The organism is Phycisphaeraceae bacterium (assembly GCA_019636555.1).
Classification (GTDB): Bacteria; Planctomycetota; Phycisphaerae; order Phycisphaerales; family UBA1924; genus JAFEBO01.
Window position 1 is genome coordinate 422,723 of record JAHBXH010000001.1, and the last position, 24,080, is coordinate 446,802.

The window sequence follows — 24,080 nt, forward strand, 5'->3', positions numbered from 1 at the left end:
ACGCCGAACTCAAGCTACACCACAAACCCCGTTCGCGCAACCCGACCGTGCGCCGTACAGGCGCTACGAAATCATGCAAGCCGCTCTAATCGTCGGAGCTGCTCTTCGCAAACTTCTTTTCCCACGGTTTCTTTTCGTTCAATTCGACCGAGACGCCCCCGACGATGCGGGCGGAGGCGGGGCCGAGGGCGGACTCGATGTCGGCGAGGAGCTGCGGCTTGAGGCCGACGCGCAGGCCGGGGGCGGTGAGGATCGCCGTGTGCGTCATGGTGCCGATGGCGAGTTCGACGGGGAACGGCGTCATGGAGTGGCGGGCGAGGATGGATTCGAGCTCGGTGTCACCGTTCGATGTTCCGTTTGAGCCGGCGGTCGGGCGCCCCGCGGCGTGCGCTTTGAGGACGTTTGCGAGCGCATCGAGCGCGTTCAGGCTGGTGCCGTTGAGCTTGCGCTCGTCGATGAGGACTTGAAGACGTCCGGGCGAAAGCGGCGAACCCTCGATCGGAACGAGGCGATCGACCACGATCTGCGGCTCGCCCCGCGAGAGGTCGGCGCGCCCGAGCACGAAGATGATCTTGTCGGTCTCGACGAGATGGCTGAAACGCGAGAACGCATCGGCGAAGACAACACATTCAATCGACCCGCTCTGGTCTTCGACGGTGACGACCGCCATTTTTTGGCCCGCGCTGCGGCCGTTCTTGACGATCAGCGTGCGGACGCCCTGCACGATGCCCGCGACGATCACGCGCGCGTCCTGCTGGCTCGCCTTGACGCCCGCGATCGTGGAAGTCGTAAACACGCCCGACCAGCGCTTCCACGCGTCCATCGGATGGCTGCTGACGAAGAAGCCGAGGATGTCCTTTTCGTAGCGGAGTGTTTCGCTCTCGATCCACTTGTCGGCGCGGGCGAGGTTGGTGGTGGAACTGCTCGCACCGACGGAAGCCGGCGGCTCCGATCCGCCAAACCCGAAGAGCGCGCCCTGACCCGCGGCGCGATCCGCGGCGATTTTCTGCCCTGCGTTGATCGCCTGCTCGATCGTCGCGACCATCGCGGCGCGGCTGTCGCGCCCGTGCACGCTATCGAAGGCGCCGCACTTGATGAGGGCTTCGATGGCGGACTTGGTAATCGTCCCCTGCGGGATGCGCTCGCAGAAGTCGAAGAGGGAGGAGAAAAAAGAAGGGGCAGAGGGGCAAAGTGGCAGAGGGGCAGAGGGAGAAGAGGCGGAATCGCTCTTGTCCGTTTCCATCCCTTTGCCACTTTGTCCCTTTGCCCCTCCGCCCCTTTCGGCGATGATCTTCTCGATCGCCTTGTCGCCGGTGCCCTTGATGGCCTTCAGGCCGAAGCGGACGTGACCGTTGTGTGCGGTGTGAGCCTCGTCATTGACGTAGACGACGGCGAATTCGGCATCGGAAAGATTGATGTCGGGCGGGCGCACTTCGACGCCCGTCTTGATCGTTCGCCCCACCTTCGCGGGGTCGCCTGTGGGTTCGACGAAGCGGCACTTCTTGCAGTCTTCGAGATAGCTGATCCAATCGCTGGCTTTCTGGGCCTGGCTTTCGAAGGTGAGGAATGCCGCCATGTACTGATTGGGGAAGTAAGTCTTGAGGTACGCCGTCTGATACGCGACGATGGCGTAACCGGTCGAGTGCGACTTGTTGAAGCCGTAGCCCGCGAACTTCAGGATCAGATCGAAGAGATCCTGCGCCTGCTGCTTACTCAGGCCCTGCTTCTGAGCGCCCTCGATGAATTTCGGGCGTTCCTTGTCGATCTTGTCGTGCTTCTTCTTGCTGATGTTCTTGATGAGCGTGTAGGCGTCGCGGAGTTTGATTCCTCCCAAGCCATGCACAATCTGCATGACCTGTTCCTGATAGACCATAACGCCGTAGGTCTCGGCGGTGTAGCGATCGACGATCTCGTGCACCTTGGGAACAACTTCGGTTCCGTGCTTGCGCCGGTTGTAATCGGGGATGAGATCCATCGGACCCGGGCGGAAGAGCGCGTTGGCAGCGATCAGGTCTTCGAGCCGGTCGGGCTTCATCTCGACGAGCAGGCGGCGCATGCCCGGCGATTCAAACTGGAAGACGCCCGTGGTCTCGCCCCGCCGGAAGAGCTCAAAGACAGTCTGATCGTCGAAGTTGAGGCGATCGAGATCGAGCGGATGCGGGCCGCCGTCGCCCGGCTTGCGGCCAACCGCACCGAAAATCGCGGCTTCGTCGAGCGCTTCCCGAATCAGCTTCTGCGCCCGCGCGACGATCGAGATCGTCCGCAGGCCCAGGAAGTCCATCTTGAGCAGGCCCATCTTTTCGCACGTGGGGCCGTCCCACTGCGTGACGATCTCGTGCTCTTCCGCCTGCGGCTGCTTGAAAAGCGGCACGATCTCGTGCAGCGGGCGCGTCGCGACGATCACTCCCGCGGCGTGCACGCTCGCGTGCCGGGCCTGACCTTCCAGCGTGCGCGCGTTGTCGAGCAGGCGGGCGATGCGCTGATCGTTCTCGTAGAGCTTGCGGAGATCGGGCTCCTTCTCGAGCGCATCCTCGATCGTGATGTTGAGCTGCTCGGGGATCAGCTTGGCGATCTTGTCGACTTCGGACAGGGGCAAGTTGAATACGCGCCCGACGTCGCGCACCGCGGCACGCGCCTTCATTGTTCCGAACGTGATGATCTGGGCGACGTGGCCGTACTTCCTGCGGACGTAGTTGATCACGTCGGCGCGGCCGTCCTGGCAGAGATCGATATCGATATCGGGGTATTCGCTGCGATCCGGGTCGGTGAAGCGTTCGAAGAGCAGTCCGTACCGCACCGGGCATGCGTTGGAAAGGCCGAGCACGTAACCCACCATCGTGCCGACGCCCGAACCTCTGGCGAGCGCGGGGACGTTGTTCTGCCGGCCCCAGTTGACGAAATCCCAGACGATGAGGAAGTACGCCGCGATGTTCTTGTCGCAGAGAATCTTGAGCTCGCGCTCGAGCCGGGCGGTCTTGTCTGCCCGGTCCGTGCTCGAGTCGGCTGCTTCGGGCCCGTAGCGCCAGATGAATCCCGCATCGGCGAGCATGCGGAGTGCCGCGTCGCACGCTTTCTTTGATTCTTCGATCTCGTCTTTCGTGGGCTCTTTCTCGAACGGTTGAAGCTCAAATTTCGAGCAGAAGTCGCGATACCAGGCGGACAGGTCGCCGTTGTACTTCTTGTCGTCGTGCTTCGGGAGATCCTTCTTCGAGGGCACGCGGATCTTCACCATCGGCGCGTGATTCACGCCCAGCGGCAATTCGACGTTGCAGCGCTCCGCGATCTCGACGGTCGCATCGCACGCCGCCTTGCCGATCGCGCCGTACTGATCGAAGAGTTCGCGCATCTCGCGCGGGCTCTTGACGTACAGCTCTTCCGGATAGCGCATCCGGTCGGTGTCGTCCTTGTTGCGCGCGGTCGAGATGCACACGAGCGTGTCGTGGGCGTCGTGATCTTCGGCCTTCAGGAAGTGCGCGTCGTTATCGCAAACAAGCTGGAGCTTCAGTTCCTGCGCGAGCTTGATGAGATGCTTGTTGATCGAGTTCTGCTCGCGCACGTGGTGCTGCAGCTCGATGAAGAAAGAAGAGGTGCCGAGGTGCCGAGGTGTCGAGGTGTCGAGCGAAGATGCAGGCTCGGCACCTTGACACCCTGACACCTTGACACCTTTATTGAAAATCTTCGCGTGCCATTCGGCGCTCTCGACCGCGAGATCCCAGAACTTTTGGTCCTGGGAACGCTCGAAATCGAGCAAGTGTTCGCCGATCTCGCTGCCCAGGTGGCCGTTGATCGCGATGAGCCCTTCGGAATGCTTTGCGAGAAGCTCGCGATCGATGCGGGGCTTGTAGTAGAAGCCGGTGAGATACGCCTCGGAGCAGAGAACGAGCAGGTTTTTCCAGCCGGTGAGATTCTCCGCGAGCAGGACGAGGTGGTACCCGCCCTCGCCTCCGCCTGAGTAGGTGCGATCGGTGCGCGGCTTGCCCGGCGGGGTGACATACGCCTCGACGCCGAGAATCGGCTTGATGCCCTTGTCCTTGCAGGTCTGGTAGAACGCGATGTGCCCGAAGATGTTCCCGTGATCGGTAATGCCGACGCTGGTCATGCCGAGTTCGGCGACCCGCTTGACGAGCTTGTCGATGCGGTTGCCGCCGTCGAGCAGGGAGTACTCGGTGTGCAGGTGCAGATGGGCGAACTGCTGCTCGCGGGGGAGCGGCTGCGGCGCGGGCTTGGTTGGGGCTTCCGTTCCCATCTCCGACAGGATACCCCTCCGCTTTGTGCGCGTCGTCGGCTCCAACCGACAGCAAGCCGCGTGGCTATTGATCGCACAGGAGCGCGTCGTACGCCGCGACGAAAAGCACGAAATCATCGTCGTTCACGAGCCCGTCTTCATCAAGATCCGCAAACCGGGAGGCCGGCGGCACGACCAGAGCGTTGTAGCTCGCGACGAAGATCACAAAATCGGTATCTTCCACCAGCCCGTCCCCGTTCAGGTCGGCGGGACAGTCGATGCCCTCGACCGCCTCGATCTGAAAAACATCGGGCCACGGCATGAGCGCGGTTTGCGAGAAACCGGCGCTGATCTCCTTGAGATCGGTCACGGTTCCCCCGTTCACGAGCACCACGCGTTTCGCGCCTGCCGCGGCAATGATCTGATTGCAGACTCGAGACCCTCCGAACAGAAGCGGCGCAGAACTAGTCTCAAGCGATCCATCAAAGACAAGCGTTTGCGGATCGAGCGTGATGTCGCGGATCGTTCCCTGCAACAGCACGATCGAGTCTTTGACCAGGCTGAAGCCGGTGTCCGCGAAAGTGAGCAATGGCCCGACGCTGCCCGACCTGACGATCGGACCGATCGTGAATACGGCGCCGTTGGCAGGGTCCTCGCCCGGGAGGTGTGTGAACCTTCCCTCGGCATCCCGTGCCATCGCGATATCCGGGGAGCCGGCTGCCGTCGTGTTTTCGAGCATCAGGATGCTGTCGCCGGGCGCGTCGTAGCTCAGCAGCGAACCTCCGTACAAGACAGGGTTCTCACGCGTGGTCATTCCGGGCGGCTCGGGGACAATCATCGGATCGCCGGCAACCACAATTGCCTCCGGCGGAGAGCCCGCGAGTGATCCCAATGCGGATGCGAAGAAAACGATCGGAGCAGGACCGCTGTGGATGTTGTTGACGTACACGCCCTCGAAGCGGATGGACAGGAGCCCGGTTGCCGCGTCGAAGAGTCCGACCGGCGGCGTGCCGAAGGGGTCGAGCGAGCCGCTGTTCTGACCGGTCGGCATCCCCGGCATGAGATCGAACGAATCAAGCGTGAGCGAAAACGAGTTGAGTTGAACTGTCATGAACGGCGGAATCGCCGGCAGAAAATCCGCCTGGGCGGAACTCGTCAGCACCGGTACGAACGGAGAGGTCTCGCCCGAAAAAAATGGCGTGACGAGCGAGGCCATCGGTCCGGGGGGCGCGTCTCCGGGTTCGTCTTCAGAACCGTCGATCACGAGCGAAAATGTATTCGGGCCCGGGATCATGAGCGGACCGATCGGAGCGAAGCGGGCGTAGAACGGATCCCATCCTTTTTCTCTGGCCTTTTTTTCTTTCGCGAGGATGGTTGTTTGGACGGCCGCCGCCTTTCCCTTGATCTGCTGAATCGCCTTGAGCTGCCGCTTGATCTCCCGTTTGCGCGACGGGCTTGCGTCGATGTTCTCGGCAAGCAGCTCGCGCTCCCGAAGCGCGCACCAGATGATGAGACCGGAGATCGCGACCGTGTCGGAGTTTTCGGCGAGCGTCACGACCGGGGCGATCGTGGCGGGAACGGGCGCGTGGATGACCTGGTTCAGGATCTCTTTCGCGAGATCGACGAGGTCGTTCGCGCTGGCCCTGCTCGCAAGCAGCGTGAGCGCCGCGGCCATCGCGGTCGGGATTGATCTTGGGTGCAGCATGCCCCTCTCCTTTCAGAGAAAGCCAAGACGGTGCACCGCGCTTCAGACGCGTCGCGCTTCGCGGCCCGTGCCGCATCTTGAAATGTGCTCTCCGCCTCGGCAAAAAGCCGCGGCGATTCCTACTCAGCGTCGCCGCACAGAAGGGCGTTGTACGCGGTGACGAAAATCACAAAGTCGGCGTCGTCGACGAAATCGTCGCCGTTGATGTCCGACCAAGGGCTGGCGGGCGGTACGACGAGTTCGTTGTAGCTCATGACAAACAGAACAAAGTCGCCGTCATCCACGAAGCCGTCTCCGTTCAGGTCGGCCGGGCAGGCGACGCTTCCCGTCGCCTCGAGCGCGAAAACCTCCGGGAAGGGCATAACAGCGCCGGTCGTGAAAGTTGCCGTCCGATCAACGAGGTCCGCAACGGTGGCTGCGGTCGCGAATGCCAGCCTCCGCGGCCCCGGTGCGTTCATGATCTGATTGCACGAACGCGAAAAAACCGGATAGGTCGCGGGGGTCACGTCGAGCACGCCTTCGAAAATGAGCCCGTCGGGGTCGAGTTTGATATCGCGCACCATTCCTTCCATCAGCGTGAAGAGTCCGTTGTAGACGGCGAACGGCACGTCGCCGAACGTGTGCATCCCGCCGGACATGCCGGTGTACGGCATCGGCGGGATGCTGATCTTGGCGCCGATCGCGGGATCCTCGGCCGGTCGGTAGGTGTGCCGTCCTTCGCAGTCCCGCATCATCGCGAGGTCCGGGTTTTCCGGCGGTCCGGCGGGAATAACGACCGTGTTCTCGTTCATGCGGAGCGTCATCGTCGTCGAATCAAACGCATAGACCGCGGCCCCGCGCAGCCAGGGTTCGCCTTCCGGTGCGATTCCCGGCGGCATCGGAACGATCATCGGATCATCCGCCATCATGACGGCTTCGCCGGTCGGGCTCAGCACGCCGTGGGTCGCCGCGAAGAACAAAATCGGCGATCGACCGGTGTGAACCGAATTGATGTACTTTCCCTCCCAGTACATGTCCACAAGCCCGGTCGGCGTCATGCTCCCCGTCGAGGGTGAACCGAATTTGTTGAGTGAAGCGGTGTTGATGCCCGTCGGCATTCCCGGCCCAAGGTCAAACGAACCAATCGTCTGCGAAAACGACGTGATCGAAACCGAAAACGTTCCCGGCGGACCGGGCGCGGGAGTAAACGAAGCCGTCGCGCTGCTCGAGAGAACGCTCAACAGCCAGTTGGTATCGCCGCACCATGGGGGCGCGGTCAGGGCGACGATCGGACCCGGCGGCGCATCACCCGCCAGATCCTCAAAGCCATCGACAAGCAATGAAAACGAGTTCGATCCCGGAAGCACGATCGGGCCTGTCGCCATGTATCGCGCATAGAACGGATCCCACCCGTCCTCCTTCTTTTTCTTTTCTTCAGCCTGGCGTTTCTGCTTGATTCGATTCAGGACACTCTTCATTTCCTGCACGGCCTTGAGTTGCCGTTCGAGATCCCTTCTTTGCGAACTGCCGGCGGAGACCAATTGCAACAGAATCTGCCGATCGCGCAGGCCGCACCACGTCTCAAGGCCCGCGATCGCGATCGTGTCGGCGTTCTCGGCCGCCGTCACCAGCGGTCCCAGCACGGTCGGCACGGGGGCGTGAACCGCTTCATTCAGAATCGAAATGGCGATATCGATGAGCGAAGGGTCGGCGGCTCGCGCACCCATACCGATGCTTGCTGCTGCCGCGGCTGCGCACAAGGCCTTCTTCATGTGGCCTCCTTTCGGGACTCCGAAAATCCGAACGACGAGGCGCGAATCCAAAGAGCTGTCTGAAGGGGCTTTGTGATAGTGGAACGCGCGGGCATGCCCCTTGGCAAGTCCAATATCTGTTGCGACGGCTGAAAATTTTGGGCAGCATCCGGCGGCTCCGATTCGGTCAGCAGGCCGCCTAGGCCATTTGCCTACGCCAGCGATCGAAAAACCTGTCGGATCTGACGCCTGTGCCGTCGCAGGCAGCGCAGCGGTCGCGCAATTTGTTGCCGCGCGTGCCAAACGGTGGGTTCGGGGCTCCCCACATGTCATGTTTGCGTTGAAGGGGCAGGCAGCCCATCCGCACCGGTTCCGGTCGCGGCAGTTCCTTATGGAAGGGGAGAAGACATGAAGATCCGTAACAACATCATCGCGTTCACCGGTATCGCCGCCTTTGCTTCGTTTGCGTCGGCGGGTCCTTCGATCAGCGTGAAATACCTCGGCAAGGGCGCCGGACAGAATGTCACGATGACGCTGAACGGCAGTTCGAAGAACGTCTTTGCCGGACAGTTGAATCACCAGTTGAGCAACGCCGCGGGCGGCTACGGCTGGTTGAACGGCAACCACCTCACCTATTGCACCGATCTGACGCAGTACGTCACGAGTACCACCAAGACATACACCATCGAGCAGATCGAGATCATGCCGGGCTCCTCGCCGATGGGCCAGGCCAAGGCCGACGCGATCCGCGCTCTGTTCGTCGCCGCCAACGGTGCGCAGGCGATCGCCGCGACGTCGAACGACTACGCGACCGCATTCCAGCTCGCGATCTGGGAGATCGTGACCGACGGCCCGAGCGCCTCGATCACCGCGAGCAGCTTCACGACCGGAAACTTCCGCGCCAAGAAGACCAACGGAAGCGCCCTCTCGAGCGGCGTGGTCAGCATCGCGACGAACCTGTACGCGACCGCCATGTCGTATCTGCAGACGGGTGGGTCGTCGAATCAGGTGCTTGGCATCGCGAGCGGCAGCTACCAGGATCAGCTCGTGCAGGTGCCGACGCCCGGTGCCGCGGCACTCGCAGGCCTCGGCGGCCTCCTCGTCGCCGGTCGCCGTCGCCGGTGATTCATTCGATCCCTCCCAACCTTCTTCCGTTATTCAACGCACAGCGACCCGCCGGCCAGCAGCTGGCGGGTCACTTTTTCATTCCGCGTCGTGCTCTCAAAGACCAACTTCCGGCTCTTTCCCGAACCCCAATCCCGCCAAGCGCGCTGAAAGGCCTGAGACGGCCCCGCCCGAGCGTGGTAACGTACTGCCAGCTTTTCTCCCCGATGTGCCGGCGGAGCCGGGCGGCGGTGCGGCCATCGCGTGTGCGATCGCCGAAGTCCGACGCTTTCAGCACGGAGTGCGCCAGAGATGAATCGCGCCGAGCGCGTTGTCCGCCAATCCTGCCTCGCGCCCGCAGCCGCTTTGCTGCTCGCCGCGGGCGCTTCGACCGCGCTCGGCCAGACCACTCAGACGGTCCGCCGGCCGCAGTCTCCAGCAACGCAGCAACAGGCTTCGCAATCGCAGGCATCGCAAGCGCAGCCGACCCAGCCCAGTCAGCCTTCGAGCGAGCCCAGGCCGGCGCCGTGGCAGACGCCGCCAGGGCAGGGTGACCAAGCGACGGCCCAGCCCGGCGCAGGCACACCGATGCCGCCGAGGCAGGACAATCCGGGCGCGGCGGACGGGATTCGCGGCGCCGAAGGCGCGGCGCCGGGCAACGCGCCCGTACGCGAGAACGCCGACACCAGGCACGACGCGGCGCCGGATCAGATCGAGTTGTCGGCGTTCAGCGCACCCGTCGAGTTGTCCGCGCTCGTGGACATGCTCGTCAAGCAACTGAACATCAACGTCGCCGTGAAGGGGAGCCTCACGGGCACGGTCAGCTTCAACGCGCCGATCTCGGTTTCCAAAGAGCGGTTCCTGCCGCTGGTGAACGCGCTGCTCGAGCAGCAGGGCTTCACGATCACCCATGATGAAGTGACCGGGTTCTACCTCGTTCACCCCATCAACGAGGTCGCGGTCGGCATCGGGGGCAACTCGCCCTCCACGCGCGTGATCCCGACGCCGAACGTACGCCCGAGCGCGCTCAAGCCGGCGATCGAGGCGCAGTTTGCTTCCGGCGGCGGCGGCGCGGTCGGAATGCCGGGAGGGGCGCCAGGCTCCGGTGTCACCACCGGTTCGGGCGCGCTCAGCCAGGCGGCGTACATCGATGAACTGGGCGTGATCGTGCTCACCGGTTCACCCCGCAGACTCGACGCGGTGGAGTCGCTCGTTCGACTTCTGCTGGATGAATACGCCAGATCCAAATTCACCCGGGTCGAATTGAAGTATGTTGCGGCCTCGATCGCGCGCGAACGAGCTCTGCAATTGATCGGGCAGGCCCCGCAAACGACCGCTTCGTTCGGGCGAAACAACCCCAACAATCCCGGAGATCCGAACAACCCGGGCGCCTCGGGGCGAACCACCACGCTCGACAATCTCGCGGACCGGCTGACGATTGATCCGCAGGGCAACGCGCTGATCTTCCGAGGCGTGCCGGACGAGATTTCCCGCGTGCGCGATGTGCTGGCGACGATCGATGCGCCGAGCGGGCTGACCTCGCGGAGCCACTATGTCGGGACCGCCGCCAAACAGATCGCCGACCTCGCGCGTCAGCGCGGGCTCGGTGATGTCACGACAATTGCGAGCGCACAGAATCAAAACAACAACCAGGTCGGCCGGTTCTTCGGCGGGGGCAACGACGCAAACCAGCGCAACCAGTCGCAGACGGCGGTCAGTTCGGGCGGCCCCGTGATGGTGGTCGATGAGGACCGAGGCACGATCGTCTATTACGCCACCGACCAGCAACACGAGCTGCTCGAAGCGCTGATCAAGGGAATGAACCTCGAAGACGATGTTGTCGTCGTCAAGGAATACAAGCTGCGGTTCGCCTCGGCCGAAAACGTCGCCGAGATCATCAACGGGCTGCTCACCAACACCACCCCGGCGGGAGATTCGAGCCTGCTGCCGGGCTCGAGCGGATCGTCGACCGGCGGGCTCAACAACCGCACCAACACGCAGCGGAACAACCAGCAGAATCAGACCCCGCAGGTTTTCCTCGGCCCCAATTTCGGCACGCAGAATCAGCAGATCGACGCCAGCGGCATCGGGTTCTCCGGCGGAAACAACGTGTTCGTTCTCGCCGACAAGGCGAACAACCAGGTGCTCGTGAAGGCGCCGCAGCGGCAGCAAACGCAGTTCGCGGCGGTCATCGAGCGCATCGATCTGCGTCGTCCGCAGGTGTACATCAACGCCAAGATCGTCGCGGTCACCGCGTCCGACGACTTCCAGCTCGCCTTCGAGACTCAGCTCACCAACCTCTTCGGCGAAGGCATCGACATTAACACGGCCTTCGGTCTCTCCACGCTGAGCAACATCGGAACCGCGAAGACTGTCGCGACCGGTCTGACCGGCCTCACGGCGGCGGTCGTGAAGAGCAATTACGTCCCCATTATCATCCACGCGCTCGAGACGACGACGGACACCCGCATCCTCTCGTCGCCCTCGCTCATGGTGAACGACAACGAAAAGGCGAAGATCGAACGAGTCGATCAGCAGCCGACCACCACGAGCAACCAGGGAACTTCGACGACGACCACGAGTTTCGCGGGCTACGAGGACGCCGGAACCGATCTCGAGATCACGCCGCGCATCAGCGGCAATCTCGTCACGCTCGAGATCATCTCGAACCTGTCCGCGTTCGAGGGCTCGGGGTCGAACGGCATCCCGCCGCCCCGCAACAAGGCGAGCATCGACAACAAGGCCGTGACGGTTCCGAGCGATATGACGGTTGTCATCGGCGGCATCACGCTCGCCAACCGGACAGATACGGTGCGGAAGCTGCCGCTCCTGGGCGACATCCCTTTGATCGGGTATCTCTTCCGCGATACCAACAAGCTATCGCGCAAGACGGTGCTCTACATCTTCATCACACCGCGGATCGTGCAGGACCCGAACTTCGAGGATCTCCGGTTGCTGACGACCGGCCCGCAGATTGAAACAGAGGTGGCTCCCGATCTTCCCAGACTCAAGCCGGTGTTGGTGGATTTCTTCTCGCCCAGGGTTGCCGATCCGGTGGCGCCATCGCAGATCCAGGAACTCATGCCTCCGCCGCCGATCGAGGCGCCGGCGCAGAATCCTCCGGTCGAACCCGCCGCGGTTTCTTCAGCCAGACCCTGATCGATGCCCAAAGGAATCTCCGAAAAAGCGCTCGCCACCGCCGTTGTCAACGGCAAGGCTGAACATGCGCGCGAACAGTCGCCCGTCGTTGTTCGGGAATGGTCGCGCGTGGCGGAGGCGTTCGGCCCGCTGCGCCTGACAGGCGATCAGTTGCGCGCGTTTCAGCAATCGGAAAGCTCGGACGAAGAGCCGTGGGACACGCTGCTCTCGACGCTCGCGATGGACGAGCACGTCGCGCTCGAACTGCTCTCCAAACGCACAGGCCTCGCGTTCGTGAGCGAGCCGCGGCTGCAGGAAAGCGCCGCGAAGTTTTTCGAGACGATCACGCCCGATCTCGCCCGGCGTCACAGCGTGGCCGGGATCGAGAGCGACGGCGCGACGATGACGATCGCGACCAGCCAGCCGTTTCAGCCGACAGTCTTCAACATGCTCGAGGACCTGCTGCACATGCCGGTGCGGATCGTCCTCACGCCCCGCGCGAGTGTCGCGAACCTCATTAACCGCGCGTACGAGCGCCGCCAGGACCTCGTCACCGAGATCATCGACGAGATGCCGCTCGACGAGCGGACGATTGCGAGCGTCGCCGGCAGCGTCGGCAGCGCGACCGATCTGTTGCAGCTCGCACGCCAGACGCCGGTCATCCGGCTCGTGAACATGATCCTGTTCGAAGCGCTCCGCCGGCGCGCCAGCGACGTGCACATCCACCCGATGGAGAACAAGCTCGTCATCCGCTTCCGCGTGGACGGCATGCTTGTCGATGCCTTCAGCCCGCCCCTCTCGCTCGCGCCCGCCATCAGCTCGCGCTTGAAGGTCATGACCGAGCTCGATATCGCCAATCGTCACAGCCCGCAGGATGGCCAGACCAGCGTTCGAATCGGCAGCCGCAAGATCGACATCCGTTTCTCCTGCATCCCCACGGTCTATGGCGAGCGGCTGGTCCTGCGTCTCCTCGACCAGAGCCAGACGCAGCTCAGCCTTGATGCCGTCGGCATGACCCGGACCATGCAGGCCGAATTGCTCGACCTGGTCGAGCGGCCGACCGGAATCATCCTCGTCACCGGACCGACCGGCAGCGGCAAGACGACCACGCTCTACGCCGCGCTCGGGCGCGTCGATCGCACCAGCCGCAACGTGATGACGATCGAAGATCCGGTCGAGTACCACCTCGACGGCATCAGCCAGATGCAGGTGAACGTGAAGCGGGGCGTCACGTTTGCCGCGGGCTTGCGCAGCCTGCTGCGCCAAGACCCCGACGTCATCCTTGTCGGCGAAATCCGCGACGCCGAGACGGCGCAGCTCGCGATCCAGGCTTCGCTCACGGGCCACTTGGTGCTCGCGACGCTGCACACCAACGACGCGCCCAGTGCGATCACCCGACTCATCGATATCGGCGTCGAGCCTTATCTCGTCACGAGCACGCTCCTCGCGGCACTCGCCCAGCGCCTCGTCCGGCGCACTTGCAACACCTGCAAAGGCAGCGGCGTCGGCGAACACGTCGGCATCGGGGGCAAGTGCGAAGTCTGCGGGGGCACCGGCTACAAAGGCCGCCTTGGTATCTACGAGATCATGAAAATGGACGACGAGCTGCGCAAACTCACGCTTCGCAGTGCCGACGCCGTCGCGCTCTACGAGGCAGCCGTCAGCTCCGGCTTCCGGACAATGAAGGACGATGCGGCGGACAAGATCGCCCAGGGCCTGACCGACGAGGCCGAGATTTTCCGCGTGCTGCACTAGTCAATTGTGTTCAACACCATTCGAAGAATCGGTACGGAAAGCGCGTGATCGATCGTTCAAACCATTGTAGACTTGATTTGAATGATCGTTCAAAGATGGTCCGCGAAGGGGTCGGTTATTCAAGGGGAAGCCGCATGAACACGCGAAAAAACGCGATCCGGGGGATGGGAGTCGGGCTTGCAGTCGCCCTTCTCTTTGCCTTTGGAGTCGGAGGAGTGAAGTCGATGGTTGGACCAACCGGTGAGCCGCAGGCCGTGGATTCCGCGATGTTCGTCGCCGGCGGCATGGAAGCCCCGGCTATCGACGTTTCAATCGCCGTCAACGCTCCGCGAGGCGATGTCTACAACCGGTTCACCACCAGCGATGGCTGGAAGAAGTTCATGGGCACACAGGCCGACCTCGATCTGCGCATCGGCGGGCAGTGGGAGATCTACTTCGACCCGAACGCCAAGATCGGCAGCAACGGGTGCCAAGTGCTGAGCTACGTGCCGGACGAAATGGTGAGTTTCTCCTGGAACGCGCCGCCCAAATTCTCGGAAGAGCGCGCCAAGCGAACGTGGGTGGTGGTCACGTTCACCGATGCCGCCGGCGGCAAGTCCAATGTGCGCTTGCGCCAGTTCGGCTTTGCAACCGATGGCAATTGGCCCGAGGTCAAAGAGTACTTTGTCAAGGCGTGGCCGAGAGTGCTCGATGCGCTCAAAGAGTCCTACGAAGAGAAGTAGCCGCTTGCGAGCCCGCCGGAGCCCGGCACGCCAGGATCAGGTTTGTGCCGCTGGCAAGCGCGGCGATCGTCAGGTGTACGACGATCACGTGCTGGTCTTGAATCGATTGTGTCGGCGCTCGACCGATGCCGTATTCCTCAGCGCACTGATCGCAAACACATCCGTCATATCCACTCGCTCGCGCCCAAGCGATGCGGCAACCAAACGCCGCGCTGGTTTGCGACAGTTCGACCGGTAGCGCAATCGCGCACACCACCGCGAGAATCACCGTGACCGAAATTGCGATTCGATTGCGCAATCGACCTGCCCGGTCTTCAATACGTCACCAACGAGAATCGGATGCAGGGCGAAATGCTCCCGCTAAACTGCCCGGATGCAGCGACTACTCCTCTTTGCCGCGCTCTCAGCGTGCCTCTTCATCCTCGGCTGTGCAACCTCGCGCCCGGAGCTCTCGGAGCAGGAGCTTCGGGACCTCCGGTTGCAGACGCTTGAGCAGATCAAGACCGATCAGGTGCTCGAAGCGACCAAGTTTGTCAAGCGGATGAAGCTGGAGCAGGACGAATACGAGACGGCGAAAGCCGAAGGCAAGAATCCGCGCGAGCCCATCTTCAACGTGCTCGTTATTTCCGGTGGCGGCGACTGGGGCGCGTTCGGCGCGGGAATACTCAAGGGCTGGGGGAGTGTCGAGGGAGATCGCGCGCGTCCGCAGTTCGACATCGTCACCGGCGTAAGCACCGGCGCGCTCATCGCGCCCTTCGCGTTCCTGGGCACAAACGAAGACTACGAGCAGATCTGCGAGCTCTATCGAAACCCGAAACAGGATTGGGTGCAGCTGAAAGACTGGTTCTTTTTTCTTCCATGGCGCGAGAGCTTCACAACAACCAAAGGCTTGCGGCGAGATGTCGAGGAGCATCTGACGCACGAACGCATCAACAAAATCGCTGCGCAGAGCGCCGACGAGCGCTCGCTCATCATCGGAACAACCAATCTCGATATCGGGGTGAATCGGCCGTTCTCTCTCGGGAGAATCTGCGAGCGCGCGGCGAAGTCGGGCGACTATGCGCCCGTCTACGACGTGCTGATGGCGTCGAGCGCCGTTCCCGCGGCGTTCCCCCCCGAAGTCATCGACGGCTCGCTCTATGTCGATGGCGGGACAACCGCCAACATGCTCGCCGGCGCCAACATCCGCTCCGAAAAATCACTGGTCGGCCTCTGGAAGAAGATCTACCCGGATCGCAAGATGTCGAGAATCCGGATCTGGGTCATCGTGAACAACCAGATGGCCGACGTGCCCAAGATCGTGAGCCCAACCTGGCCGAGCATCACCGGCGAGGCACTCACCACCATGACTCGGTTCAGCAATATCGCGAGCATGCGGCTGCTCGATTACCAGACCGAGCTGCTGCGAAAAGTCGACGGCATCGACGTGGAGTACTTCTATGTTGCGGTGCCCGACGATTTCCGTGTGCCCGTCGAGGGCACGTTCAAGATCGAGACCATGCGGGCTCTCTCCGATCTTGGGCTGAAAATGGGCGCCGACCCCGAGAGCTGGAACACATCGCTCAAGTTCGAGTAACAATCCGGCATGACCGACGATTTCCAACCGGTTCCACTCCGCGGCCGCACGATCGACATGGTCCCGCTCGATGAATCGCACGCCGAGGCGATCCTGAAACACACTCCCCGCGACGCCTTCACCTACTTCCGCAATGAAGATCCGGAATGGACGCTCGACGGGATCCGCAAGTTCATCCGCGATGCGATCGCGATGAACGATCGCGTTCCGTTCGCCACCGTTCTGAAATCAACCGGCGAAGCGATCGGCAGCTCCTCGTACTGCGATATCCGCCTTCCCAACAAGGGAATCGAAATCGGTTTCACCTGGATCGCAAAGGAACACCGCGGCACGCGCGTCAACCCAGAGAGCAAACTCCTCATGATGACGCACGCGTTCGAGACTCTCGGCTGCGAACGCGTCCAGCTCAAGTGCGATGTGCTCAACCTGCACAGCGCCGCGGCAATCCAGAAACTCGGTGCCAAAAAAGAAGGCGTGCTCCGCAAGCAGATGGTCGTCCGGGGCGGGCGCATGCGCGACACCGCCCTGTTCAGCATCATCCGCGAGGAGTGGCCCGCGGTCAAAGCCGCGCTCGAAAAGCGCGCGAGCGCCTCCTGACGCCCCGGCCCGATTTGAAATCCCGCGCGCACTTGGTGTAGTCTCTGGCGGTGCAAGTCCGCGCCGCCTCTCCCACCAAGTCGCTTATCGCCGCCTGGCTCGGCTGGGCCTTCGACGGGCTCGACGGCTACCTCTTCGTCATCCTCGCCGCGCCGCTCGTCGAGGAAGTTCTCACCGAGCAATACGGCGTCGCGCCCGATCCCAAGGATGTTGGCACGAAAGCCGTTCTCATCCAGGCGATGTTCCTCGTCGGCTGGGCGGTTGGCGGCGCGGTCTTCGGTCGCATCGGCGACAAACTCGGCCGTGCGCGCACGCTCATGCTCACGGTCCTCACCTACGCGATCTTCACCGGCGCCGTCTACTTCGCGAATTCGTGGTGGCTCCTGCTCGTCTTCCGCTTCATCGCCGCGCTCGGCATCGGCGGCGAATGGGCCGCCGGCTCCGCGCTTGTCTGCGAGACCTTGCACGTCCGCCATCGCGCATGGGCGAGCGCCACACTCCAAACCGGTTACATCGTCGGTTGCATCGCCGCTTCGTTCGTCGCCAAGTGGATGCTCGAACGCGGCTTCGACCCGCGCACGCCGTTCCTTGTCGGCGTCGTGCCCGCGCTCTTCACGATCTGGATCAGGAGCGCCGTCCCCGAGCCCGAACACTGGGTCCGGGCCGCGAGCCAATCCAAGCCGCCCCGCATCCGCGAACTCTTCTCCGGCAAAATCGCCCGCTCCACGCTCCTGCTCACCGCACTCACCTCGATCGCCCTCACAACCGCCTGGGGCTTCCTCTTCTTCGGGCCACAACTCATCCAGAAACTGCCCGAAGTCGGCGCCATGAAAAAGCCCGAATTGCAGGCCCTCGTCTCGCGCATTTCGATCATCTACCTGGTCGTCAACATCTTCGCAAACTTCTTCGCCACCTATCTTGCGCGCTTCATCGGCTACCGCCGCGCGTTCTTCATCCTTATGGGCGGAGGCCTCGGCGCATTCTGCCTGACATTCCGCGCCCCGCCCGCGCTCGATCACGTCCTGCTTCTCTACTGCATCATCGCCTTCTTCGCGCTCGGCCTCTTTGCGCTCTTTCCGCTCTACATCCCGCCGCTCTTCCCCGTGCTGATCCGCACGGTCGGCGCCGGCTTCACCTACAACGTTGGGCGCCTCGTCTCCGCCGCGGGAACGCTTCTCGCCCTCCTCGCCGGAGACCGGCTCGCAACCGCGATGGGCTTCACGGCCGTCTTGTGGTGGATCGGACTGCTCTTTATTCCCGGCCTCATTGTCTGCCTCTTCCTCCCCGAGCCGCCGTCGGAAGAAGCCGCGCCGTAGGCTTGCACCCTTCCGCTCGCGCACCATGGCCGTCTCACCCTTCAAACTCGAATCGATCGCGCGCCTGCTCGGGCAGGGTCGCTTTGCCCAGGCCGAGACCGAACTCCACAAGCTCGGCCGCATCTCGCCCGGAGATCCCAACGTCGCCGGACTCTTGATCTCGCTCTTCGCCGAAACCGGTCGCTTCGAGCAGGCCGCCTTCGCCGCGGAACGTCGCGCGGCACTCCTCCCTCAAGACTTTGCCGCCCAGCAGACGCTCGTGGAAATGCTGCTCGCGGCAAAGAAGCCGGACGAGGCGGTCGCCCGAGCCCGGACCGTCTTCGAACAATCGAAGACCCAGCCGAACGCAATACTCGTGCTCGCTTCGGCGCTCCTCTATGTGGGGCGCGGCTCCGAATGCGCGGCGCTCGTCGCCGAGCGTTCGAGCGCCGGGGTCGCCAGCGAGGATTTGCGGGGGCTGCGAGCATCCGCGTTGCTCGCGATGGGAAGAACACCCGAAGCCGCTACGGAGCTTCGAGCGATTCTCGCGAGCAACCCGCGCCAGCGCTCCGCCCTCAGTCTCCTCGCCACCGTCCTCAATTACATCCCCGACGCCGACCCCGACGAGGTTTTCCGCGTCCACATGCAGTACGGCAAGGAGATGGAGAAGCTCAATCCTCCCGCGCCCCGCCGCGCCCCGCCGACGAACCGGGCGCCTCTCACCGTCGCCATGCTCTCGCCCGATCTGCACGAACATTCCGTCGCCCGCTTCGTCGAGCCGATCGTCCGCCACGCCGATCGCTCACGCGTCCGCATCGTCCTCATCTCCATGAGCCTGCGACCCGACGCAACCAGCAAGCGACTCGCCTCGCTCGCCGACGCGTGGCAGGATCTTCGCCCGCTCTCCTCGGCTCGCCTGGCGGAGATCTGCGCCGCCGAAAAAGTGGACGTGCTGATCGAGCTCGGCGGCCATATGACCAACACGCCTCTCCCCTTCATGGTCCCGCGCATCGCCGGCCTCCAAGGCAGCGCGATCGGCTATCCGAACACCACCGGTCTGCCCACGATCGACTTCCGCCTCGTCGATTCGATCACCGATCCTCCCGGCGCGAGCGACAAATTCAACACCGAAAGGCTCATCCGCCTCGATCCCTGCTTCCTCTGCTTCCAGCCGCCCGAATCGGCCCCCGAAGTCTCCGCGCTCCCCGCTCTCGCAAACGGCTTCATCACCTTCGGCTCCTTCAACGCCTTCAGCAAGCTCAACGATGAGCTCTTCTCCGACTGGGCCGAATTGCTCCGCCGCGTGCCCAATTCCAGGCTGCATCTCAAAGGCCTCGCCGCTGACGATCCCGGCACCAAGCGCGACGTTCAGGATCGCGCCGCTCGCGCCGGCATCGCGCCCGATCGCCTCACAGTCCTCGGCAAGGAGGACACGACGCGGGCCCACCTCGAACGCTACTTCGCGATCGACATCGCGCTCGACACTTTCCCCTATCACGGCACGACAACCACCTGCGAAGCGCTCTGGATGGGCGTGCCCGTCGTCTCGCGCACCGGCAGCACCCACGCCTCGCGCGTCGGAACGAGCGTTCTGAGTGCCGCGGGTTTGCCCGAGCTCGTCTGCGCCGATCGCGAAACCTATCTCCGCACCGCCGTCACCCTCGCCTCCGATACCTCCGCACTCGCCTCCCTCCGCTCATCCCTTCGCGAGCGCATCCGCACGAGCGCGCTCTGCGACGGTCCCGCCTACGCGCGCCGCTGGGAATCCGCCCTCATCGAGGCCGCCGCCGCGCCGCGCTCATGATCCAGCCCGCTTCGCATTCGGTCTCGCGCTCTCGCGTTCCCCTTCCGCATGCCGTACCGTTCGCCCGTGCCCGTCAGCCCCGCCAAGTTCCAGCAGGCGATGCAGCTTCTCCACGCCGGGAGATACGACGCCGCCATCGAACAGCTCCAGGTACTCCAGCGCCTCGATCCCAAAGACACAACTGTCTGCAACGCGCTCGGAAAAGCATTTGCCGAAACCGGCCGCTACGACCAGTCCGTCTACTACGTCGAGCGCTGCCTCGCTCTCAATCCCGCCGATCGCGTCGCCGCGGGCAACCTGATCCACATGCTCGGCCTCGCCGGCAAAAAGAAGGAGGCCGCCGCCAAGGGCGACGAGCTCTACAAGCGCTTCAGCACCGATCCCCATTTCGTTCTCGTCCTCGCTTCCACACACGCCGGCCTCACGCACTACACCCGCGCCCGCCAATTGCTCGCCGACTTCATGAAAGCGCACGGCCCCGTCCCGGCCATGGTCCGTTACGGTGGCAGCATCCTCCTCAACCTCGGCCTGCTCCCCGAAGCCGAGAACGCCTTCCGCGAAGCGCTCCGCATGGTCCCGGACGAGCCAACCTCGATCGGCCTCCTCGCGGCCACGCTCAACTACGTTCCGTGGGCCAACCGAGAAGAAAACTTCGAGTTGCACAAGATGTTCGGGCGCAGCGCCGAAGCCGGGCACCGTCCCGTCGATCCGCTCTCGTTCCCGAACAATCCCGACCCCGATCGCCCGATCCGCGTCGCGATCATTTCCCCTGATTTCCGCGAGCATCCGGTCGCGCGCTTCGTCGAAGCGATCATGCGTTTCCGGGATCGCAAGTCGATCCACCTCACCGGCATCTTCATGTACCCGACCGACGACGAGGTCACGGCCGAACTCCGCGCGCTCTGCGACGGCTGGCGCACCATCCGCACCAGCAAGCCCGGCGTCGTGGCCGAGATTGTCCGCGAAGAAAAGCCCGACGTTCTCGTCGAGTTCGGCGGCCTCACCGCCAACTCACCGCTCTTCTCGATGTCGCCGCGCCTCGCGCCCGTGCAGGTCAGCGCGATCGGCTACCCGCACACCACCGGCATGAGCGTCATCGACTACCGCATCGTCGATTCGCTCACCGATCCGCCCGGCGACGCCGATCGCTTCGCGACCGAGCAGCTCGTCCGCCTCGATCCCTGCTTCCTCTGCTACACGCCCCGCAATCTGCCCGATCTGGGCGCTTCTCCGTCGAAATCGAGCGGACAAATCACCTTCGGCACGTTCAACAAGATCACCAAGTACACCGACGAAGCCTTCGCGCTCTGGGGCAAGATCCTCGCGCGCATACCCGGCTCCCGCCTACTGATCAAAACCGCCGCGCTCGACGGCGAGGATGTCCGCGAGATCATGTTCCGCCGCCTCGAACGCGCCGGAATCCCGCGCGACCGCGCCGAACTCGCCGGTCTCCAGGAAAAACCCAAAGACCACCTCCGCATGTACGACAAGGTCGACATCGCGCTCGACACCTTCCCCTACAACGGAACAACCACGACCTGCGAAGCGCTCGCGATGGGCGTTCCGGTTGTGGCCCTCGAGGGCGTGCCCCACGCCGCGAGAGTCTGCGTCAGCCTTCTATACGCCGCGGGATTCTCGCACAATCTCGCCCGCACACCCGACGAATACGTCGAAAAGGCCATTGCGCTCGCCGGCGCACTCCCGAGCCGCGAGAGTGTCCGATCAACGTTGCTCGCTTCGCCTCTCTGCGATGGGACCGCGTACGCCGCCCGCTGGTGCGAGGCGGTTCGCCGCACGTGGCGTGCGTGGTGCGCGAAGCGATCGGCCGTGCGGCCGATCGGGGGATGATCTCTTGTCGCAGTTGTTCTACCAGTATCAACAGGCGATCGACGAAATCCGCCAAGGAAAAAGGACCGAGGGCCGCGCGCGGCTGCGCGAGCTGAACCGCCGCAACCCCGAAAACGCCCAGATCGCTCTTTCGCTCGGCCATCTCGAGGCGCAGGAACGAAACTTCGACCAGGCTCTCACGCTCTTCGAGTCTCTGCTGGCGCATCAGGACTTTGCCGCCCAAGGCGCAGCTCTGATCGTGCAGACGCTGATTCGTGCCGGTCGCGGGCGCGACGCCACGGCGCGATCGCTCGTGTTGCGCCGTGTGCTCGACTCCGATCCGCAGCTCGCCCTCGCGACGGCCGCCGCGTTCTCATCGATCTACGACTTCACGCAGGCGGAGGAAGTCCTCGCCGAGCAGTACCGGAAGAAGCCCCATGCCGAGATCGCCGCGGCACGCTCTTCGGCGCTTGTCGATCTCGGACGCGGGGCCGAAGCGATCGCCGTGCTGAACGAAGCGCTGCGGGAATTTCCCGGCGACATCGCCTGTCTGGCGGCGCTCGCAAACGCCACCAACTTCGTCTCCGATTCGCGCGAGGAGGGCTTCCGCCGCCACTGCGCCCTGGGCCGCATGGCGGAATACGCCCTGCCGGTGACCGATCCGCTCTCCTTTCGGAACCGTCCGGATCCGGATCGTCCGCTGCGCATCGCGCTCTTGTCGCACGACTTCCGTGCGCATTCCGTTGCGTACTTCGTCGAGGCAATCCTGCGACATCACGATCGCTCGGCGTTTCACCTCACCGCGTTCTCCACGTCGTTCACGGAAGATGCCGTGAGCGATCGGCTTCGCTCGCTCGCGGACGACTGGAAAAGCGAACGTTCCGGTTCCCCCCGTCTGCTCGGACGCGAGGTCCTGGCCGTCTCGCCCGATGTCGTGATCGAACTCGGCGGCCTGACCGGAGGGTCGCCCCTTCCGGCGCTCATGCCGCAGGTCGCTCCGGTGCAGATCTCCGCGATCGGTTACCCCAACACCACCGGCTTCCGCGCGGTTCAGTTCCGCTTTGTGGACTCTCTGACAGATCCTCCCGGTGCCTCCGACACGTTCTCAACCGAGAAGCTGATCCGGCTCGATCCCTGCTTTCTCTGCTTCACGCCGCGAGCTCGCAGGCCCGCTCTCCGCGTCGATGGGAAAGAACCCGTCTTCGCGAGCTTCAACAGGGTGGCCAAGTACTCAGAGGCCTGCGTGCGCACGTGGTCGGAGATCCTGCGCCGAAGCGCCGGCGCCAGGCTGATCCTGAAGTCGCCGGCGCTCGATTCGTCCGCGGCACGCGGCTTGTTGATGCGGCGCTTCGCGAGCGCGGGTGCGCCGCCCGAGCGCATCGAATTGATCGGCCTTCAGCAACGGGAAGAGGATCACCTCGCGATGTACGAACGCATCGATATCGCCCTCGATTCGTTCCCCTATAACGGAACGACCACGACGTGCGAGGCATTGATGCAGGGTGTTCCGGTCGTCGGGCTGGAAGGTTCGACGCACGCGGGAAGAGTGGGAGCCAGCCTCCTGCACGCCGCCGGCTTCCCCGAATTGGTCGCGCGTTCACCGGATGAATACGTCGCGAACGCCGCCGCGCTCGCCCCACGCGTCGATGAGCTGCGCGCCGCTCGCACGGATCGGTCGCAGAGATTCCTGTCGTCCACGCTGTGCGACGGCGCGGCGTACACCGCACGGTGGCAGGATGCGGTCAGATTGCTGTGGCGGACTTGGTGCGAGCAGAAGCGGAATCAATCTTCGCCTTCCGCACTCCGGTGAACACCAGCGCCGGCGGCAGATTCAGCCAGACCGTGTTCGATCGCCGCACATGATCGAAGAACCGCGGCAATTTCGCGTGGAACCGCCGCCCCGCCGGCGTCAAGAGCCCGACGCGATACCCGAACATCACAAACCGGCCGCCGGGTTTCAGCGCCCGCAGCGTCGACTCCAGAATCCGATCCTGCAGCGCATCCGGAAAACTCGCCCACGGCAGACCGCTCACCACCACATCCAGACTCTCGATGCCCTCGCGCCGGCACAATTCGTCCACGATCTCGGCGCTCTCTTCGTACACCTTCACCTGAGGCAGCCTCTGGCGGCAGATCTTCGCCAGGTCCGCGCTCCGCTCGATCGCGAAAAACTTCGTGCCCGGCTTCATCCGCGCCAGCAGTTCCTTCGTGACGACTCCGGTCCCCGGCCCGAATTCCACGATCGAGTTCGTTCGCGAAAAATCAATCTGGTCCGCAATCCGCTTGGCGAGGTTCGGCGAACTCGCCGCGACCGCTCCCATCCGCCCCGGATTCGAAATGAACTCCGCCAGAAACTTGGCGTGCGCCGTCAGCGCCGAAGAGACTCCCGCCTTCCGCGGCTCCACGATGCGGTGTGGCGCGTGGGTCGTGGGGGCTGTGTGGGTGGCGTGTCCGTTCAGATGGCCGTTCGCGCCGGCGTGACCGTTGAGGTGTTGGCCGTGCGGATGAGAATGGCGCGTTGAATTCAAGGTAAAAATCCAGCGTCTTGGCGCGACAGGTACGGAATGAAGGCTAGGCGTCGCCGAGCCGAGCCGATGCCGCC

The 24,080-nt window shown here is 63.6% G+C and carries 15 protein-coding genes; 11 read left to right on the top strand and 4 right to left on the bottom strand.

The window, feature by feature from the left end; translation table 11 throughout:
* Positions 1-85 precede the first annotated feature (85 nt).
* From dnaE to KF691_01735, 3 genes are all read right to left on the bottom strand, one after another.
* Positions 86-4,246, bottom strand: a complete 4,161-nt coding sequence (gene dnaE, locus KF691_01725; protein ID MBX3388155.1) for a DNA polymerase III subunit alpha — start codon at positions 4,244-4,246, stop codon at positions 86-88.
* Positions 4,247-4,310: 64 nt separating this feature from the next.
* Positions 4,311-5,930: a hypothetical protein gene (locus tag KF691_01730; protein ID MBX3388156.1), complete on the bottom strand. Its 1,620-nt coding sequence runs from the start codon at positions 5,928-5,930 to the stop codon at positions 4,311-4,313.
* Between the two features lie 119 nt (positions 5,931-6,049).
* Positions 6,050-7,681 carry a hypothetical protein gene (locus tag KF691_01735; protein ID MBX3388157.1) on the bottom strand — a complete coding sequence of 544 codons (1,632 nt, stop codon included), beginning with the start codon at positions 7,679-7,681 and terminating at the stop codon, positions 6,050-6,052.
* 387 nt (positions 7,682-8,068) lie between these two features.
* On the opposite strand from KF691_01735, the gene KF691_01740 reads away from it, so the two are divergent.
* The 11 genes from KF691_01740 to KF691_01790 all read left to right on the top strand — a co-directional run bounded on the left by KF691_01740 (position 8,069) and on the right by KF691_01790 (position 23,288).
* The gene (locus tag KF691_01740; GenBank protein ID MBX3388158.1) at positions 8,069-8,785 is read left to right on the top strand and encodes a Cys-Gln thioester bond-forming surface protein; all 717 of its coding nucleotides are present in this window, start codon (positions 8,069-8,071) and stop codon (positions 8,783-8,785) included.
* A gap of 291 nt (positions 8,786-9,076) precedes the next feature.
* Entirely contained in the window at positions 9,077-11,923 is a 2,847-nt protein-coding gene (locus tag KF691_01745) for a hypothetical protein (GenBank protein ID MBX3388159.1), read from the top strand.
* Positions 11,924-11,926: 3 nt separating this feature from the next.
* The gene (gene tadA, locus KF691_01750; GenBank protein ID MBX3388160.1) at positions 11,927-13,657 is read left to right on the top strand and encodes a Flp pilus assembly complex ATPase component TadA; all 1,731 of its coding nucleotides are present in this window, start codon (positions 11,927-11,929) and stop codon (positions 13,655-13,657) included.
* Between the two features lie 134 nt (positions 13,658-13,791).
* On the top strand, positions 13,792-14,379 hold the full coding sequence (locus tag KF691_01755) for an SRPBCC domain-containing protein (protein MBX3388161.1): 588 nt from the start codon (positions 13,792-13,794) through the stop codon (positions 14,377-14,379).
* Positions 14,380-14,383: 4 nt separating this feature from the next.
* Entirely contained in the window at positions 14,384-14,617 is a 234-nt protein-coding gene (locus KF691_01760; GenBank protein MBX3388162.1) for a hypothetical protein, read from the top strand.
* Between the two features lie 135 nt (positions 14,618-14,752).
* Positions 14,753-15,955 carry a patatin-like phospholipase family protein gene (locus tag KF691_01765; protein ID MBX3388163.1) on the top strand — a complete coding sequence of 401 codons (1,203 nt, stop codon included), beginning with the start codon at positions 14,753-14,755 and terminating at the stop codon, positions 15,953-15,955.
* Between the two features lie 9 nt (positions 15,956-15,964).
* Entirely contained in the window at positions 15,965-16,552 is a 588-nt protein-coding gene (locus KF691_01770) for a GNAT family N-acetyltransferase (protein ID MBX3388164.1), read from the top strand.
* Positions 16,553-16,602: 50 nt separating this feature from the next.
* Positions 16,603-17,868, top strand: a complete 1,266-nt coding sequence (locus KF691_01775) for an MFS transporter (protein ID MBX3388165.1) — start codon at positions 16,603-16,605, stop codon at positions 17,866-17,868.
* Between the two features lie 25 nt (positions 17,869-17,893).
* The gene (locus tag KF691_01780) at positions 17,894-19,651 is read left to right on the top strand and encodes a hypothetical protein (GenBank protein MBX3388166.1); all 1,758 of its coding nucleotides are present in this window, start codon (positions 17,894-17,896) and stop codon (positions 19,649-19,651) included.
* 48 nt (positions 19,652-19,699) lie between these two features.
* Positions 19,700-21,499 carry a tetratricopeptide repeat protein gene (locus KF691_01785; protein MBX3388167.1) on the top strand — a complete coding sequence of 600 codons (1,800 nt, stop codon included), beginning with the start codon at positions 19,700-19,702 and terminating at the stop codon, positions 21,497-21,499.
* A gap of 4 nt (positions 21,500-21,503) precedes the next feature.
* On the top strand, positions 21,504-23,288 hold the full coding sequence (locus tag KF691_01790) for a tetratricopeptide repeat protein (GenBank protein MBX3388168.1): 1,785 nt from the start codon (positions 21,504-21,506) through the stop codon (positions 23,286-23,288).
* On the opposite strand, the gene KF691_01795 is transcribed toward KF691_01790, so the two are convergent.
* The gene (locus KF691_01795) at positions 23,221-24,006 is read right to left on the bottom strand and encodes a methyltransferase domain-containing protein (protein ID MBX3388169.1); all 786 of its coding nucleotides are present in this window, start codon (positions 24,004-24,006) and stop codon (positions 23,221-23,223) included. The two genes, KF691_01790 and KF691_01795, sit on opposite strands and share 68 nt — an antisense overlap.
* Positions 24,007-24,080 lie beyond the last annotated feature (74 nt).